This is a genomic window from Ensifer sp. WSM1721 (assembly GCF_000513895.2).
Taxonomy (GTDB): domain Bacteria; phylum Pseudomonadota; class Alphaproteobacteria; order Rhizobiales; family Rhizobiaceae; genus Sinorhizobium.
Window position 1 is genome coordinate 2,575,505 of the sequence record NZ_CP165782.1, and the last position, 15,384, is coordinate 2,590,888.

Consider the following 15,384-nt stretch of genomic DNA (forward strand, 5'->3'; position numbering starts at 1 on the left):
TGGTAGGACGCGCGGCGCTGCAGTGTCGCTGCTGAGGCACGGCCGGCCGCTCGGGCTTACGCCCAGGCTCCCTCGAGCGTATCGGTGATGAAGGTCAGCATGTCGAGCAGCGCACCAGAGAAATTCTGCAGCCCGATTAGGAGTCCGACGGAAATCAGTGCGGCGAGGAGGCCGTATTCGACGACGGTGGCGCCATCACGGCTGCGAACCAGGCATCTTAGCATGCGCATTCGTCCTCCAGTCCGCCTGCAGCGCCGCGGTTAGGATTTAAGAAAAGATCCGTAACGCCACGCATCTATCACCCGTGCTGCGCTCAGCATCCGCTCTTGCTGCCATCGGCATCGATAATGCAGACGGCGCCCGGCATTTCCTGCAGCACGCTGCGGCGGACCGTGTAGCGCTTGGCCGTGCCGCCGGAGGGAATCGAGCCGGTCGAGATATTGTCGTAGTCGATCGGCGTGTTCGCGAGCATCCGCTTGTCGTTCTTCGCCGACAGCATCGGCGTCAGGATCAGCGTCAATGCGATCACCGCTGTTCCGAACAGCAGCGACAGATTGAGCACACCTGTTCGGCGGGACTGGCTCGTCGCCAGATCCTTGTCCTGAACCGTCCTCCAGAAATCCTCGTCCACCATTCCAGCCTCATGAAACACGAAGAGCGGCGGGGCAAAAGCACCCTTCCCAAGCCTCGACCCGACCACACCTGCTCGAAAACGGCGCCGTCGAACTCGACAGGCACCGAAACTGATAGGTTCGATTTTGCCCGCGGGTGATAAACTTTCGATTAATGAATTTCGGAATTTAAGGGGAGTTGAAATTCCGCCATGGCCGTTTCTCGCTGCAACGCAGAAGACGGCAAAAAAGGATAGCGGAATGCAGGCGGAAAACCGCGCACACTTTTCCTCTTCCCGCGCTAAAGCAGATCCATCAGGAACGGAATCAGCGGTTCATCCGCCGGCGGCATGGGATAGTCGCGCAGTGCCTTTGGTCGCACCCATTTGATCGCCTGGCCTTCACGACCTTCGGCAAAACCCTCGTAGCGACGGCATATATAGAGTGGCATCAGGAGGTGGAAGTCGTCATAGCTGTGGCTCGCAAAGGTCAGCGGAGCGAGGCAGGCCACCTTGGTGCGGATGCCGAGCTCTTCATCGAGCTCGCGGATCAGCGTGTCCTCCGGCGTTTCGCCGGGCTCTACCTTGCCGCCGGGGAACTCCCACAGCCCAGCCAGTGGCTTTCCTTCCGGCCGTTGCGCCAAAAGGATGCGCCCGTCGGAATCGACCAGAGCGCAGGCGGCGACGAGCACGATCTTCTTCCCCTGCATTGCCATCAGACCTTCGGCATTCGATAAAGATAACGATAGACCTCTGTGAAGCCGGCATCGCGATAAAGCGCAACCGCCGGCTCGTTTGCCGCCTCCACCTGCAGCCACGCCTTCTTCGCGCCCTTGAGCCGCGCCCAGCGCAGCGAAGCATCCAGAAGCGCCCTGCCGACACCCTGCCGGCGCACCGCCTCGGCCACCGCGAACTGCATGATGCCGGCAAGATCGTTGTCATGCACGACGAGCGACACCGCCGTCGGACCGATCTTCCGGTCCTCGAACAGGAACAGGCCGCATTCGGGCTTGATGGCGTTGATGATTTCGGTCAGCGCCGGCTTGGTCTCCGCAGCCTCCCCGCCGATCAGGATACGGGCATCCACAAAACGGCCGACATCCTTGATCGGTAGATGGTCGATGCCTTCCCCGAAATCCCGTTCGGCGAGGTCGAGTGCCAACACCAGACTGTGGGCGAACGAGGTCCAGCCTTGCTCGTCCATATAAGCAATCATCTGCGACGGCGTCAGCGGCGTCTGGCGGACCGTAAGCGGACGGTCGAGTTCCGCGAAGCGCCTGCCCGCCTTCTCGAGTCGAATGGCGATGTCACGATAGTCGGACGGATCGAGCGGATTGATGGAATTCAGCCGCTTGGACGGGTGCCCGGCGGTAAGCCGGATGAGCCAGCTGCCGTCATATTGTACCGAGGCCGCCGGCCAGGCCCGGAAGCCCACGGCTTCCAGCCGCCGCACGCTCGGAAGATCGATCGCTGCGGGATACCCGTCCATCGCCCCCTCGGTCGGGGGCTTTCTGTCGTTCGATGTCATGTCCATCGCCTTGAATGCTGCGCGTTAGCGGAATGAGGAGCGATGATTGCGCCGCCATGCCGCGTATCGACGCAATCTCCAAACGCATCAGCTTCTGTAGTCGCCGTTGATCTCGACATATTCCTTGGTGAGATCGCAGGTATAGACGGTGGCACGACCGGAACCGAGGCCGATATCGACACGGATCGGAATGGTCTCGCCCTTCATGACCGCCGTCGCGGCCGCTTCCGAATAGGAAGGATCGCGCTCGCCCTCGACGGCAACGCGCACATCGCCAAACCAGATTGCCAGCCGATCGCGCTCCGCCATCTCTCCGGACTTGCCAACGGCCATGACCACGCGACCCCAATTGGCGTCCTCGCCGGCGATCGCCGTCTTGACGAGTGGCGAATTGGCGATCGACAGCGCGATGCGCTTGGCCGCGGCGTCGTTCTCGGCTCCCTCCACGGTCACTTCCACCATCTTGCGTGCGCCTTCACCGTCGCGCACCACCTGAAGGGCGAGGTCGCGCAGCAGGTCGTTGAGGCCGGCGCGGAAACCGCCGAGGCGCGGGTCGGCCGCGTCTTCGACCTTTGCCTGGCCGTCCTTCGCCGCAGCACCCGTCGCAAAGAGCATCAGCGTGTCGGAGGTGGAGGTGTCGCTGTCGACCGTCACCGAATTGAAGCTCGGACCGACGCCGGCCGAAAGCAACGCCTGTAACGCAGCCGGCGCAATGTCAGCATCGGTGACGACGAAGGAGAGCATGGTCGCCATGTCGGGCGCGATCATGCCGGCGCCTTTGGCGATGCCGTTGATGACGACCTTGACGCCGCCGATCTCGGCGCTGCGGGTGGCAACCTTCGGATAGGTGTCCGTCGTCATGATCGCCTTGGCCGCCTCGAACCAGAAATCCTCCGTGCCCGACGCAGCGAGACGATCGAGCACCCTGGCAAACTTGGTGGCGTCCAGCGGCTCGCCGATCACGCCGGTCGATGCCAGGAAGACTTCGCCTTCGCTGCAGCCGACAGCCTTGGCCGCGGCCTCAGCAGTAAGCTCCGTTGCGTCCCTGCCCTTCTTACCGGTGAAGGCGTTGGCGTTGCCGGAATTGACGACGACGGCGCGCGCAATGCCGCCGGGCAGATTCTTACGGCAGAAATCGACCGGGGCGGAGGGGCACTTCGACCGCGTGAAAACACCGGCGACCGCCGCCGGCTGGTCAAAGACCATCATCAGCACATCCGTGCGGTTCTTGTACTTGATCCCGGCAGCGGCGGTGGCCATACGTACGCCGCGGAGGGCCGGCATTTCAGCAAAGGTTTTCGGAGCAAGCGGGGAAACGGAGCCGGACATGGGAGAAACCTGCTTTTGAGAAGCCTCGGATGGTGCGACAAATGCCCGAACGGCATTCAGCCGCCGGGCATTCTGATCTGTTGAGGGCAGAGCGGAATGCGGGCAAGTCAAGCTTGCCCTTTTCCTGCTCGGCGCGATGCGTCTTCCCGAAGGATCGCGCAGCCGGAAAACTACTTGCTACTTGCTCTCCTGCGCCTTACCGGCCTCGTCATAGGCCTTCTTCAGCGCCGGGTCGGAGATCTCAACCGCGGTCGCCTTCTTCGCGGAAGCGAGAAGCTCAAGATATTTGTCGCGCATTACAAGCTGACGAACCTGCGGCTCGACCTGCTCGAGCGTCGGCGGAGCCTGCGGACGCTTGTCCTCGACGAGGATCACATGGAAGCCGAACTGCGTCTTGACCGGCGTCTTTGTATAGGCCCCCTTTTCCAGCGCGAAAGCGGCCGTCTCGAATTCCGGCACCATGCGGCCCTTGGTGAAATAGCCGAGGTCGCCGCCTTCTTCCTTGTTGGGATCGGTAGACTTGGCCTTGGCGAGCTCGACGAAGCTCTTGCCCGCATCGAGCTCCTTGATGACCTCCTTGGCCTCGTCCTCGGTCTTGACGAGGATATGGCGCGCCTTCACCTCTTCCTGCGGCGGGATGGCAGCGATTTCCTTGTCGTAGCGTGCCTTCACCTCTTCCTGCGTTACGGCGTCGACGACATGCTTTTTGAAGAAGGCGTTATGCAGTTCGCGCTCAGTCAGGAAGGCGACGCGCTGCTTGAACGCGGCATCGTTCTGGAGCCCTTCCTTTTCGGCGTCCTTTACCAGGAGCTTGACGTCGATGACCGCGGAAAGTGCTGCTGCACGCTTCTGTTCATCGGGCATCCGCTGAAGCTGCGGATCGAGGCTCATGATGGCGAGATCAAGCTCCGACTGGTGGATCTCCTGATCGCCCACCCTCGCAATCACGGGATCGGTACCTTCGGCGCGCGCAGCACCGCCTGCGGCGATAATCGCGACCAGCGCCGCGGCTGCCAGAGTCTTGTATTTAGCCATGATACTAACCTTTCACCATTGACCGCCAGCGCGATTGTCCTCGGCCTTCGAGCGGCTGCACAACACCAGAATGTGGCGGTTCTGCAGCCATCCAGCTGTGCAAGTGCGTTGACATAATCCGACCCCCCTCTTATCTGTCACGCAACCTCGCGTCCAGAACAGTTTCCGGGGTTTCACGGCATTGCGCGGTTTTGTGACCGGGAAGCTGGAACCCCAGGGCGACACATAAGGAAAGGACCATTCGTATGGTCAGTCTCGGCGGCCTTGCCCGCAAGTTGTTTGGTTCGGCCAACGATCGCCGCGTCCGCGGCTACAATGGCCGCGTGGATGCCATCAACGCTCTCGAATCCGAAATGAAAGCGCTGAGCGATGAAGCGCTGGCGGCAAAAACGGTGGAATTCCGTCAGCAGCTCGCCGAAGGCAAGACATTGGACGACATCCTCGTGCCGGCCTTCGCCGTCGTGCGGGAGGCCGCGCGCCGCGTTCTCGGCCTGCGCCCCTTCGACGTCCAGCTCATCGGCGGCATGATCCTGCACGAGCGCGCCATCTCCGAAATGAAGACTGGCGAAGGCAAGACGCTCGTCGCGACGCTACCCGTCTATCTCAACGCGCTCGCCGGCAAGGGCGTGCATGTCGTCACCGTCAACGACTATCTCGCCCAGCGCGACGCCAGCATGATGGGTCGCGTCTACGGCTTTCTCGGTCTGACAACGGGCGTCATCATCCACGGGCTCTCCGACGAGCAGCGCCGCGACGCCTATGCCTGCGACGTGACCTACGCGACCAACAACGAACTCGGCTTCGATTATCTGCGCGACAACATGAAGTACGAACGCGCGCAGATGGTGCAGCGCGGTCATTTCTTCGCGATCGTCGACGAAGTAGATTCGATTCTGGTCGACGAAGCGCGCACGCCCCTGATCATCTCCGGCCCGCTCGACGACCGCTCCGATCTTTACAACACCATCAACGACTTCATTCCGCTCCTGTCGCCGGAAGATTACGAGATCGACGAAAAGCAGCGCTCGGCCAATTTCTCGGAGGAAGGCACCGAGAAGATAGAGAACCTGCTGCGCGAGGCCGGCCTCTTGAAGGGCGAGTCGCTTTACGACATCGAGAACGTCGCGATCGTCCACCACGTCAACAACGCGCTGAAGGCCCACAAGCTCTTCCAGCGCGACAAAGACTACATCGTACGCAACGGCGAGATCGTCATCATCGACGAGTTCACCGGCCGCATGATGCCAGGTCGCCGCTATTCCGAAGGCCAGCACCAGGCGCTCGAAGCCAAGGAAAAGGTGCAGATCCAGCCTGAGAACCAGACGCTCGCTTCGATCACCTTCCAGAATTATTTCCGCATGTACGAGAAGCTTGCGGGCATGACCGGTACCGCGGCGACGGAAGCCGAGGAATTCGGCAATATCTATGGCCTTGAAGTGGTGGAAGTTCCGACGAACCTGCCGATCAAGCGCGTCGATGAGGACGACGAGGTCTATCGGACGGCCGCCGAGAAGTACAAGGCGATCATCGAAGAAATCAAGGCGGCGCATGAGCGCGATCAGCCGATGCTCGTCGGCACGACCTCGATCGAAAAGTCCGAGTTGCTCGCCGAGATGCTGAAGAAGAGCGGTTTCTCGAAATTCCAGGTACTGAACGCCCGCTATCACGAGCAGGAAGCCTATATCGTCGCCCAGGCCGGCGTTCCGGGCGCGGTTACGATCGCCACCAACATGGCCGGCCGCGGCACCGACATCCAGCTCGGCGGCAACCCGGACATGCGCATCCAGCAGGAACTGGCCGAGGTCGAGCCGGGTCCCGAGCGCGAAGCGCGCGAAAAGGCGATCCGTGAAGAAGTCCAGAAGCTCAAGGACAAGGCGCTCGCCGCCGGCGGTCTCTATGTTCTCGCCACCGAGCGGCATGAAAGCCGCCGCATCGACAACCAGTTGCGCGGCCGTTCGGGCCGCCAGGGCGACCCCGGCCGCTCGAAGTTCTTCCTGTCGATACAGGACGACCTGATGCGCATCTTCGGCTCCGACCGGATGGACGGCATGCTGCAGAAGCTGGGATTGAAGGAAGGCGAGGCGATCGTCCATCCCTGGATCAACAAGGCGCTCGAACGCGCCCAGAAGAAGGTCGAGGCGCGCAACTTCGACATCCGCAAGAACCTCTTGAAATATGACGACGTGCTCAACGATCAGCGCAAGGTCATCTTCGAACAGCGCATCGAACTGATGGACGCGGAGAGCGTCACCGAGACGGTCACCGACATGCGCAACGAAGTGATCGAGGACATCGTCTCGAAGCGCATCCCCGAGCGCGCCTATGCCGAGCAATGGGATGTCGAGGGGCTCAAGGCGGACGTCCAGCAACACCTCAACCTCGATTTACCGATCGCCGAATGGGCGGCGGAAGACGGCATCGCCGAGGACGATATCCGCGAGCGCATTACCGCCGCGGCGGACAAGGCGGCCGCCGAACGCGCCGAGCGTTTCGGGCCCGACATCATGCAATATGTCGAGCGCTCGGTCGTTCTCCAGACGCTCGACCACCTCTGGCGCGAGCACATCGTCAATCTCGACCACCTGCGTTCGGTCATCGGCTTCCGCGGCTATGCCCAGCGTGATCCGCTGCAGGAATACAAGTCCGAGGCCTTCGAACTCTTCCAGGCCCTGCTCTCGAACCTCCGTCAGGCTGTCACGGCGCAGATGATGCGCGTCGAACTGGTGCGCGAGGCGCCCGAACCGCCGCAGCAACTGCCGCCGATGGAAGCACATCACATCGATCCGCTGACCGGCGAGGACGACTTTGCGCCGGCTGCACCCATGCTGGCTGCCGCTCAGGCGGACCGCAATCCGGCCGATCCTTCGACCTGGGGCAAGGTCGCTCGCAACGAGCCCTGCCCCTGCGGCTCCGGGAAGAAATACAAGCATTGCCACGGCATGTACGTGGCATGATTTCGGGAGCTGATAGCTGAGGTCGGGATGCGGGCAAAAAACCGCTCCACATTTCCCTCATTTTGGATGCCGCCCTCCGGGCGGCATTTTCATGTCTATTGGATCAGCGTTCGGTTTGCGCGGCGCGAACTCGGCTGCGGCCGCGACGTCTTCGAGATACGACCGGACGGAACTGTTTGTTAACGCTGATCTGACAGAAGTGAAGCCCTGTATTGCGTAATCTCAGGGTGTCCTCGTGTTCATGGCGGTATGTCAATCAGCCGGACGAATGTTGCCGTCGGCGCTGAGGCATCGCCTGTACTCCTTGCTAAGGCGGCTCGCGCCCGTTCTGTCCAGCGCCGATCCCCGCAGTCGGGCGCAGCGAATGGCCCTCATCGCCTTTGCCATCCGCATTCTCAGCGCAGCCATCGCGTTCGTTTCGCAGATCGTCCTCGCACGCCTGATGGGTGAATTCGAATACGGCATCTTCATCTTCGTCTGGGTGCTGGCGGTGCTCTTCGGCAATCTGTCGTGCCTTGGTTTCCATGCCGCGATCATCCGCTTCCTGCCGGAATACAATACGGCCGCCGCCCTTGCCGAAATCCGCGGTCTCACGATGACGGCACGCATCTTCGCCATGCTCTCGGCGACGGCACTCGCTATGGTCGGCGGGGCCGGCCTCTGGCTCTTCGGCTCCATGGTCGAAGGCTATTACATCATTCCGCTCTATCTTGGCCTCACCACCCTGCCGATGATCGCGCTCGGCGACGTGATGGAAGGCACCGCGCGCGCCCATAGCTGGGCGATCGCCGCCATGAGCCCGACCTACATCGCGCGCCCACTGCTCATTCTCGCTTTCATGCTGCTCGCAAGTTCGGCCGGGATGCCCCACGACGCGACGACGGCCGTGGCCGCCGCATTGGCGGCCACCTATGTGACAACGCTTGGACAGTTCCTTGCCATGATATGGCGGCTCGGCAAGCATTACGTTCGCGGGCCGATGAAGGTCGAGCTCTGGCGCTGGCTGCGTGTTTCGGTGCCCATCTTTCTCGTCGACGGCTTCGGTTTCCTGCTCACCAATTCCGATGTCGTGATCGTCGGGCTTTATCTCAAACCCGGCGATGTAGCGATCTACTTCGCGGCAGCGAAGACCATGGCGCTCGTTCATTTCGTCATGTTCGCGGTGAAGGCGGCGGCAGGCCCGCGTTTTTCCGCGGCGATGGCCCTGCGTGACCGCAAGCAATTGGCGGAGATCGCCGTCGAGAGTGCGCGCTGGTCCTTCTGGCCGTCGCTCGCGATCGGCGGCACCGTGCTCGCGGCCGGCGACTTCCTGCTTTCGCTCTTCGGCCCGGCCTTCATCGCGGGCACCCCTTTGATGGCGATCCTGCTTGCCGGCATTCTGGCCAAGGCCTTCGTCGGCCCCGCCGAAACGCTGCTCACCATGGCCGGGCGTCAGAAGCTCTGCGTGATCCTCTATGCAGGCGCACTCGCCACGAACATCGCACTGAATGTAACGCTTATCCCGCTTTTCGGTCTGACCGGCGCGGCCGCTGCGACGGCCGGTGCCATGTTTGCGGAGGCGGCGATCCTGCACGTCGCCGTCAGACACACGTTCGGCTTCGCGCTGCTGGCGCTTGCGGGCGCCATGAGCGGCAATGACAAGAACGAGGCGATTTGAGCCATGAGCGGCAATGTCCATCTTCCCGGAGACGTAAACAGCAGTGCGACCCGCCTGCTCGGCGGCCTGGCGCACCCCGGCTTCGACACTTCGCAGGCCGAAAGGACCCTGCCGGTCGGGCGTCCCGGACGGCACCTGGCGGTCTATCCGGCGAGAGCCGGCTACGAGCTGCAGCGGGAACTCGACTTCCTCTCCAACCGCGCGATCGAGCCGAACGTCTTCTTCACCGGGCGTTTCCTCGCCCCGGCAATGCCGCGGCTCGAGGACCGGGTCATCCGGCTCGCGGTGGTCCGCGACAACAACGAAGAGCGCAGCCGCATCCGATTCCTCATGCCGTTTTCCATCGAGAAGCCGGGCTTCTCGATCGGTGCGACCATCATTCGCGCCTGGTCCAACCCGTTCGGCCCCTTGGGCACGCCGCTTCTGGATGCGGAGGACGCGGCCGAAACGATCAGCAACCTTTACGAGGCGCTGGCCGCCCCCTCCTCCGGCCTGCCGCCCATCCTCGTGCTTCCGGACCTAAGGCTCAAAGGCAAATTCGCGCAGCTCACCCGTGCCGTCGCCATCAGCGAGAACCTGCCGTTGACGGTGACCGATACCTTCAGCCGACCGATGCTCGAAAGCCTGCTCGACGGCCCAACCTATCTGCGCAAGGCGATCAGCCCCGCGCATCTTAAGGAACTGAGGCGGCAATGGAACAATCTCGGCAAGGAGGGAACCCTCGCCTACAATGTCGCACGCCGGCCGGACGAGATCCGATTGCGATTGGAGGAATTCCTGGCGCTTGAGGCATCCGGCTGGAAGGGCCGCGAACGCAGCGCCATGATCATGGACCGCTTTCGCGCCGCCTTCGCGAGGGAGGCGGTGACCAATCTCGCCGAGGCGGACAGCGTGCGCATCCACACGCTCGACCTCAACGGCAGGGCGATCGCGGCGATCGTCGTGCTGCTGATGGCGGGCGAGGCCTATGCGTGGAAGACGGCCTATGACGAGCGCTATGCGAAGTTCTCGCCGGGCAAGCTCCTGGTGGCGGAACTCACCGAATGGCACCTGGACGACGCAAATATCGTCCGCTCCGATTCCTGCGCGGTGCCCGATCATCCGGTGATGAGCCGCTTGTGGCAGGAGCGCGAGGAGATGGGCACACTCGTTGTCGGCCTCGAGCAGAACCGTGACCGGGACGTGCGCCAGGTCGCCGCTCAGCTCCACCTCTATCGCAACACCCGCAACATGGCCCGCCTGCTGCGGGAAAAAATACGCGCGCTCGCCGGCCGGTGACCGGCCGGGCAATTATTCCCAGCCGGATTGCGCCCGCGCCTCCGCGGCCGCCCTCTCGCGCAACAACCGGCGGATGACCTTGCCCGAGGTCGTGAGCGGCAGGCTATCGACGAACTCGATCTCGCGCGGATATTCGTGCATGGAAAGCCTGGTCTTCACCCAGTCGCGAATATCCGCTGCAACCTCTTCGTTGGCGGCGGCGCCCGGCTTCAGGACCACATAGGCTTTGACGATCTCGGTGCGGACCGCGTCCGGCTTGCCGACAGCCGCCGCAAGCTGCACGTCCGGGTGCCCCGCGAGGCAATCCTCGATCTCGCCGGGGCCGATGCGATAGCCGGACGAGGTGATGACGTCGTCGTCACGGCCGAAGAAGGTGAAGTAGCCCTCGTCGTCCATGACGCCCTGGTCGCCGGTCGTCATCCAATCGCCGATGAACTTCGCCTCGGTCGCCTTCTCATTGCGCCAATAGCCGAGAAACATCACCGGATCCGGGCGCTTGATCGCAACCTGCCCCACCGTCCCGGGCGGCAGCACGCGTCCATCACCGTCGATGATCGCGACCTGATGCCCGGGCGCGGCCTTACCCATCGAGCCGGGTTTCAACACGCCGAGATCGGCCGCCGAGGAGATGACGATGTTGCATTCCGTCTGGCCATAGAACTCGCTCACCTCCATGCCGAGCGCCGCTTTGCCCCATTCGAAGGTCTCGCGCCCGAGCGCCTCTCCCGCCGACCCGATCGTCCGCAAGTTGAGCCTGTACCGGTCGCGCGGGCGCTCGACGGATTTCAAGAGCCTGAGCGCGGTCGGCGGAATGAAGGCATTGCGTACGTCCATCTCTTCCATGATCCGGAAAGCCATATGGGCGTCGAATTTCTGCGCCGGCGAGGAAACCACAGGCACGCCGAAGAAGAGCGCTGGCAAGAGCGCGTTCAGGAGGCCGCCGGCCCAGGCCCAGTCGGCCGGGGTCCACATCCGGTCGCCCGGCTGCGGCAGGAAATGATGATGGAACTGAAATCCCGGCAGGTGGCCGAGCAGAACGCGATGACCATGCAAGGCCCCCTTCGGCGGTCCCGTCGTTCCGGAAGTATAGATCATCAGTGCCGGATCATCCGGCGTCGTGTCAGCAGCATCGAAGCGGCCCTCCCGTGACACTAGTTCACGAAAACGCAGGGTGCCGGGCTCTTCATCCGCTTCCGCAAGCACGACCAGCCGAAGTGCTGTCAGTTCGCCCCGGATCGCCGCAATCCGCTCGTAGCCGAAACGATTGGTCACGATCGCACTCACCTCCGCATCCTGCAACCGGTAGGCGAGCGCCTCGACGCCGAAGAGAAGCGCAAGCGGCAGGGCGACGGCGCCGAGCTTATAGATCGCCGCATGGGCGATTGCCGCCTCGAAGCCCTGCGGCAGGAGAATGGCGACGCGATCGCCGGGCCGGACCCCCTGCGCCGCGAGCCCTCCTGCGAATGCGGACGAGCGCGTCGCGAAGGCACCGTAGGTGAGCGACAGATGCGCGCCTTCTGGGCTGAAATGCTGCAGACAGATCCGCTCTGGATCGCGCGCCGCCCAGGCGTCGCTGACGGCGACGCCGATATTGAACTTCTCCGGTATCCGCCAGCGGAATTCGCGATAGAGTTCGTCGTAATCGTCGATCTTCGGTAGCATGACTCGTCACAACAGAAATGTTGCAACGCAGCTAACATCGCTGCCCCTTGAAATTCAATGGGTGGCGAGCCCGGTCGCAGCCATGAGGACCTTGTCATGCACCAGACCAGCAGATTTCCTTATTCCGGCACCGGCTTTGAAGAACTCTGGAACAAAGCTTGAGCTGCTCGGTTCGCCGCTTGAAGGGACGATGCATTATTGGAGAACATCTAATGACAAGTATCGTCATAAAAAGCGCTATTGCTCTAGGCCTCGGAATGGCTTGCGGGCCGGTGCTTGCACAGACGGAGCAACCGGCCCAGGGACAATCCACCGAATGTCCCGCCGGTCAAGAATGCCCGCAACCGCAAGAGGGCCAGCCCGACGCCCAAGGCGGAGCGCAGCAACAAGAACAGCCGACGGAGGGCCAACAACAAGACCAGACAACAGGAGGCCAGCAACAAGACCAAACCACGGGCGACCAGCAGCAAGGCCAGCCGGAAGGACAAACCGGCACGGAGACGCAGCAACAACAGCCCGATGCCGCCCAACAGCCTGACGCCCAGCCTGACACTCAGCAGCAAGGCACTCAGCAGCAGGACACTGAGCAACAGCAGGATCAGCCTGCCCAAACCGACTCGCAGCAGTCACAGGAGCAGACTTCAGGATCCTCCACCAGTGTGGAAGTGACGACAGAGCAGAAGACGGAGATCACCCAGATCATCCGCGAAGAGAAGGTGGAGCCCGTAGAGATTGACGTCGACGTCTCGGTCGGCGTGGTGGTACCCGAGCCCGTCAGGGTCAAGCTGAGGCCACTGCCGCCGCGCATCGTAAAGATAGTGCCGAGATACGAGGGCTATCTGTTCTTCGTGCTGGCGGATGGCCGGATCGTCATCATTGAACCGTCGACCTATAAGATCGTCGTGATCCTGGCATAAGAATACCGAGCGGCAGGGTCCGCCCGATTAACGGCGGGCCCCCCTCTTCTATGAGAGTAGCGGCAATGCCCATCAACGATTCGGCCATTGCGAGGGGAAAAAAGCAGCCGAAAAGATCGAATCGACGGCTGTTGCAGTTGGTGCCCCATGCCGGAGTCGAACCAGCACTCCTTTTGGGAACTCGATTTTGAGTCGAGCGCGTCTACCAATTCCGCCAATGGGGCTTAAGGCTACGTGATATCAGCGGCTTGGGGTTTACACGATCGTTTTCGCGGCGGTCAACCGCGAAGTTGCGATTTTCGCAACGGCAATCACAAAAGCGTGCTGACAAGGAAAAGCAGGGGGCGATTTACAGCGAGGTCGATCCTACATAATAAGGCGGCATCGTTTGAACATGTGGTGCCGGCGCCGTTTGCGCAGCCTGCTATGAGGGATTTGATGATCGACGCTTCCGTTGCACAACGCCAGCAACTGGTTTTTGCCGGGCTCGTCACGCTCGGCATGGCGGTGACCGTCGGCGGCGCGCTTGGTTTCGAGCACATCGGCGGCTACATCCCCTGCGCGCTCTGCCTCATGCAGCGCGATCCCTATTACTACGGCATTCCGCTCGGCATCATGGCTATTCTTTCAAGCGCCCTGAAGCTGCCGGCCTGGATCACGCGGACGCTGCTTCTTCTTGTCGCAATCCTGATGCTCGTCGGCGCGGGCATCGGCGTCTATCACGCCGGCGCCGAGTGGCATTTCTGGGAAGGGCCTTCGACCTGCGCGACGACGGCACAGGGCATTTCGTCCGATGTCGGTGATCTGCTCGGCGACCTCGACGCCAAGCACGCCCCTTCTTGCACCGATGCGGCGCTGCGCATCTTCGGTCTGTCCTTTGCCGGCTGGAACGTGATCGCGAGCCTCATTCTCGCGGCAATCGCCCTGCGCGGAGCCGCCAAGGCGTAATCCGATGAAAGCGACGGCGTCGCCGCAAGTTCAAACGGGTGCGTAGCCTTACGGCTGCAGCTCGACGTCCCAGTAGAGATAGTCCATCCAGCTTTCATGCAGATGGTTCGGCGGGAAAAGCCGGCCGTTGTTGTGGAGATCCTGTACCGTCGGCTGGTAAGGCTTCTGGTGCGGGAACATGCCCGCCTGCTTCGGCAGCTTGCTGCCCTTGCGCAGGTTGCACGGCGAGCAGGCGGCGACGACATTTTGCCAGGTGGTCTGACCGCCATGGGCACGCGGGATGACGTGATCGAAGGTCAGATCATCCGGCGATCCGCAATACTGGCACTCGAATTTGTCGCGCAGGAACACGTTGAACCGGGTGAAGGCCGGGTGGCGCGACGGTTGAACGTAGCTCTTCAGGCAAACAACGCTCGGCAGCCGCATGGAGAAGCTTGGCGACGAGACGGAATGTTCGTATTCGGCAAGGATTGTCACACGGTCGAGAAAGACCGCCTTGATCGCGTCCTGCCAGGACCAAAGCGACAAGGGATAATAACTCAGCGGCCGATAGTCGGCGTTCAATACAAGCGCCGGCAGGGCCTGAGGTGAGACTGCAATCGTCAAGCGTACTCTCCTGAGCGATTCGGCATCTGCATCTTCTATATTAGGCGCGTTGCGACAGGATTGTGAAGCCACAAAGAAAAACGGAACAAAGGTTTCGCTTTTTTCTTCAAGGCGTCACAGGCAGCGCGTCGCGTCGCATTTCCTGTGCGTAATAGGCCCAGAAGAGCCGCGCGGCGACGCTGCGCCAGGGGGACCAGGAGGCCGCGAGCGAATCGATTTCGCTTGCCGTCGGGCGGATCTCGAGACCGAGCGCATGGCCGACTGCGTTCTGCAGGGCGACGTCGCCTGCGGGAAACACGTCCGGATTGCCGGCGCAGAAGAGCAGATAGACCTCCGCGGTCCAGCGGCCGATGCCTTTGATCGCCGTCAGCTCGTGGATCGCCGCCGTCGCCTCGACGTTGCAGATGGCATCGAGATCGATCTCGCCGGCGGCCGCCGCCGCGGCAACCCGCCTCAGCGTATCCGCCTTGGCACGCGAAAGACCGAAGCGTCGGCAATCGTCGTCGCCGAGCGAAAGCACCGCGTCTACGGTGATTTTACCGAGCGACGTTTCCATCCGTTCCCAGATTGCCGCCGCACTCGCTTTTGAGACCATCTGCGAGACGATGATATTTGCAAGGCCGCGATAGCCCGGGTCGGTGCGTCTGAGCGGCACTGGGCCCGCCTTGTCGATGACGTGCTCGAGGCGTGCGTCGAGCATTATCAGACCGGCGAGGCCGGCCTCGATATCCTCGTGTGTCCGGATGATCCGCATGCGCCCTCCACTGGATTCGTTAAATCGCAGCCGACAAAAACATGCAGCAACCCAAAGTGCTACAGCATCCTTTGTGCATCTGCAAAGACGCATGGCGCCGTAGAAA

General features: G+C 62.2%; 14 protein-coding genes and 1 tRNA gene. 5 read left to right on the plus strand and 10 right to left on the minus strand.

All coding sequences use genetic code 11. The annotated features are described in order from the left end of the window. Positions 1–56: 56 nt before the first annotated feature. The 6 genes from M728_RS12635 to M728_RS12660 all read right to left on the minus strand — a co-directional run bounded on the left by M728_RS12635 (position 57) and on the right by M728_RS12660 (position 4,502). A complete protein-coding gene (locus tag M728_RS12635; RefSeq protein WP_026616286.1) occupies positions 57–230 on the minus strand; it encodes a Flp family type IVb pilin in 174 nt (57 codons plus the stop codon). 83 nt (positions 231–313) lie between these two features. Continuing rightward, positions 314–634 (minus strand): hypothetical protein, encoded by a 321-nt coding sequence (locus M728_RS12640; RefSeq protein ID WP_026622662.1) that lies wholly within the window; start codon positions 632–634, stop codon positions 314–316. A 278-nt stretch (positions 635–912) separates the two neighbouring features. Continuing rightward, positions 913–1,326: an 8-oxo-dGTP diphosphatase MutT gene (gene mutT, locus M728_RS12645; RefSeq protein ID WP_026622661.1), complete on the minus strand. Its 414-nt coding sequence runs from the start codon at positions 1,324–1,326 to the stop codon at positions 913–915. Further along, positions 1,326–2,144, minus strand: coding sequence for an N-acetyltransferase (locus M728_RS12650; RefSeq protein WP_026622660.1), 819 nt, complete (start codon positions 2,142–2,144; stop codon positions 1,326–1,328). The genes mutT and M728_RS12650 overlap by 1 nt, the downstream gene beginning before the upstream one ends. Before the next feature lie 81 nt (positions 2,145–2,225). Beyond that, complete coding sequence (gene argJ / locus M728_RS12655) at positions 2,226–3,467, minus strand: bifunctional glutamate N-acetyltransferase/amino-acid acetyltransferase ArgJ (RefSeq protein WP_026622659.1); 1,242 nt, start codon at positions 3,465–3,467, stop codon at positions 2,226–2,228. A 177-nt stretch (positions 3,468–3,644) separates the two neighbouring features. Beyond that, complete coding sequence (locus tag M728_RS12660) at positions 3,645–4,502, minus strand: peptidylprolyl isomerase (protein ID WP_026622658.1); 858 nt, start codon at positions 4,500–4,502, stop codon at positions 3,645–3,647. 245 nt (positions 4,503–4,747) lie between these two features. Between M728_RS12660 and secA the strand changes: the two genes are divergently transcribed. From secA to M728_RS12675, 3 genes are all read left to right on the plus strand, one after another. Continuing rightward, complete coding sequence (gene secA, locus M728_RS12665) at positions 4,748–7,456, plus strand: preprotein translocase subunit SecA (RefSeq protein WP_026622657.1); 2,709 nt, start codon at positions 4,748–4,750, stop codon at positions 7,454–7,456. A 268-nt stretch (positions 7,457–7,724) separates the two neighbouring features. Beyond that, positions 7,725–9,113 (plus strand): lipopolysaccharide biosynthesis protein, encoded by a 1,389-nt coding sequence (locus M728_RS12670; RefSeq protein WP_026622656.1) that lies wholly within the window; start codon positions 7,725–7,727, stop codon positions 9,111–9,113. 3 nt (positions 9,114–9,116) lie between these two features. Beyond that, a complete protein-coding gene (locus tag M728_RS12675; RefSeq protein ID WP_026622655.1) occupies positions 9,117–10,391 on the plus strand; it encodes a GNAT family N-acetyltransferase in 1,275 nt (424 codons plus the stop codon). 12 nt (positions 10,392–10,403) lie between these two features. Here M728_RS12675 and M728_RS12680 read toward each other — a convergent pair whose 3' ends face one another. Further along, on the minus strand, positions 10,404–12,053 hold the full coding sequence (locus tag M728_RS12680; RefSeq protein WP_026622654.1) for an AMP-binding protein: 1,650 nt from the start codon (positions 12,051–12,053) through the stop codon (positions 10,404–10,406). A 212-nt stretch (positions 12,054–12,265) separates the two neighbouring features. Here M728_RS12680 and M728_RS12685 point away from each other — a divergent pair, with 212 nt between their 5' ends. After that, positions 12,266–12,970, plus strand: coding sequence for a DUF1236 domain-containing protein (locus M728_RS12685; protein WP_026622653.1), 705 nt, complete (start codon positions 12,266–12,268; stop codon positions 12,968–12,970). A 138-nt stretch (positions 12,971–13,108) separates the two neighbouring features. Here the strand turns inward: M728_RS12685 and M728_RS12690 are convergent. After that, positions 13,109–13,194, minus strand: a tRNA-Leu gene (locus M728_RS12690). A gap of 214 nt (positions 13,195–13,408) precedes the next feature. Here M728_RS12690 and M728_RS12695 point away from each other — a divergent pair. Further along, positions 13,409–13,918, plus strand: coding sequence for a disulfide bond formation protein B (locus tag M728_RS12695; protein WP_026622652.1), 510 nt, complete (start codon positions 13,409–13,411; stop codon positions 13,916–13,918). 48 nt (positions 13,919–13,966) lie between these two features. On the opposite strand, the gene M728_RS12700 is transcribed toward M728_RS12695, so the two are convergent. After that, positions 13,967–14,524 carry an HNH endonuclease gene (locus M728_RS12700; protein WP_026616298.1) on the minus strand — a complete coding sequence of 186 codons (558 nt, stop codon included), beginning with the start codon at positions 14,522–14,524 and terminating at the stop codon, positions 13,967–13,969. A gap of 106 nt (positions 14,525–14,630) precedes the next feature. Continuing rightward, complete coding sequence (locus M728_RS12705; RefSeq protein WP_026622651.1) at positions 14,631–15,278, minus strand: DNA-3-methyladenine glycosylase; 648 nt, start codon at positions 15,276–15,278, stop codon at positions 14,631–14,633. Positions 15,279–15,384: the final 106 nt, after the last annotated feature.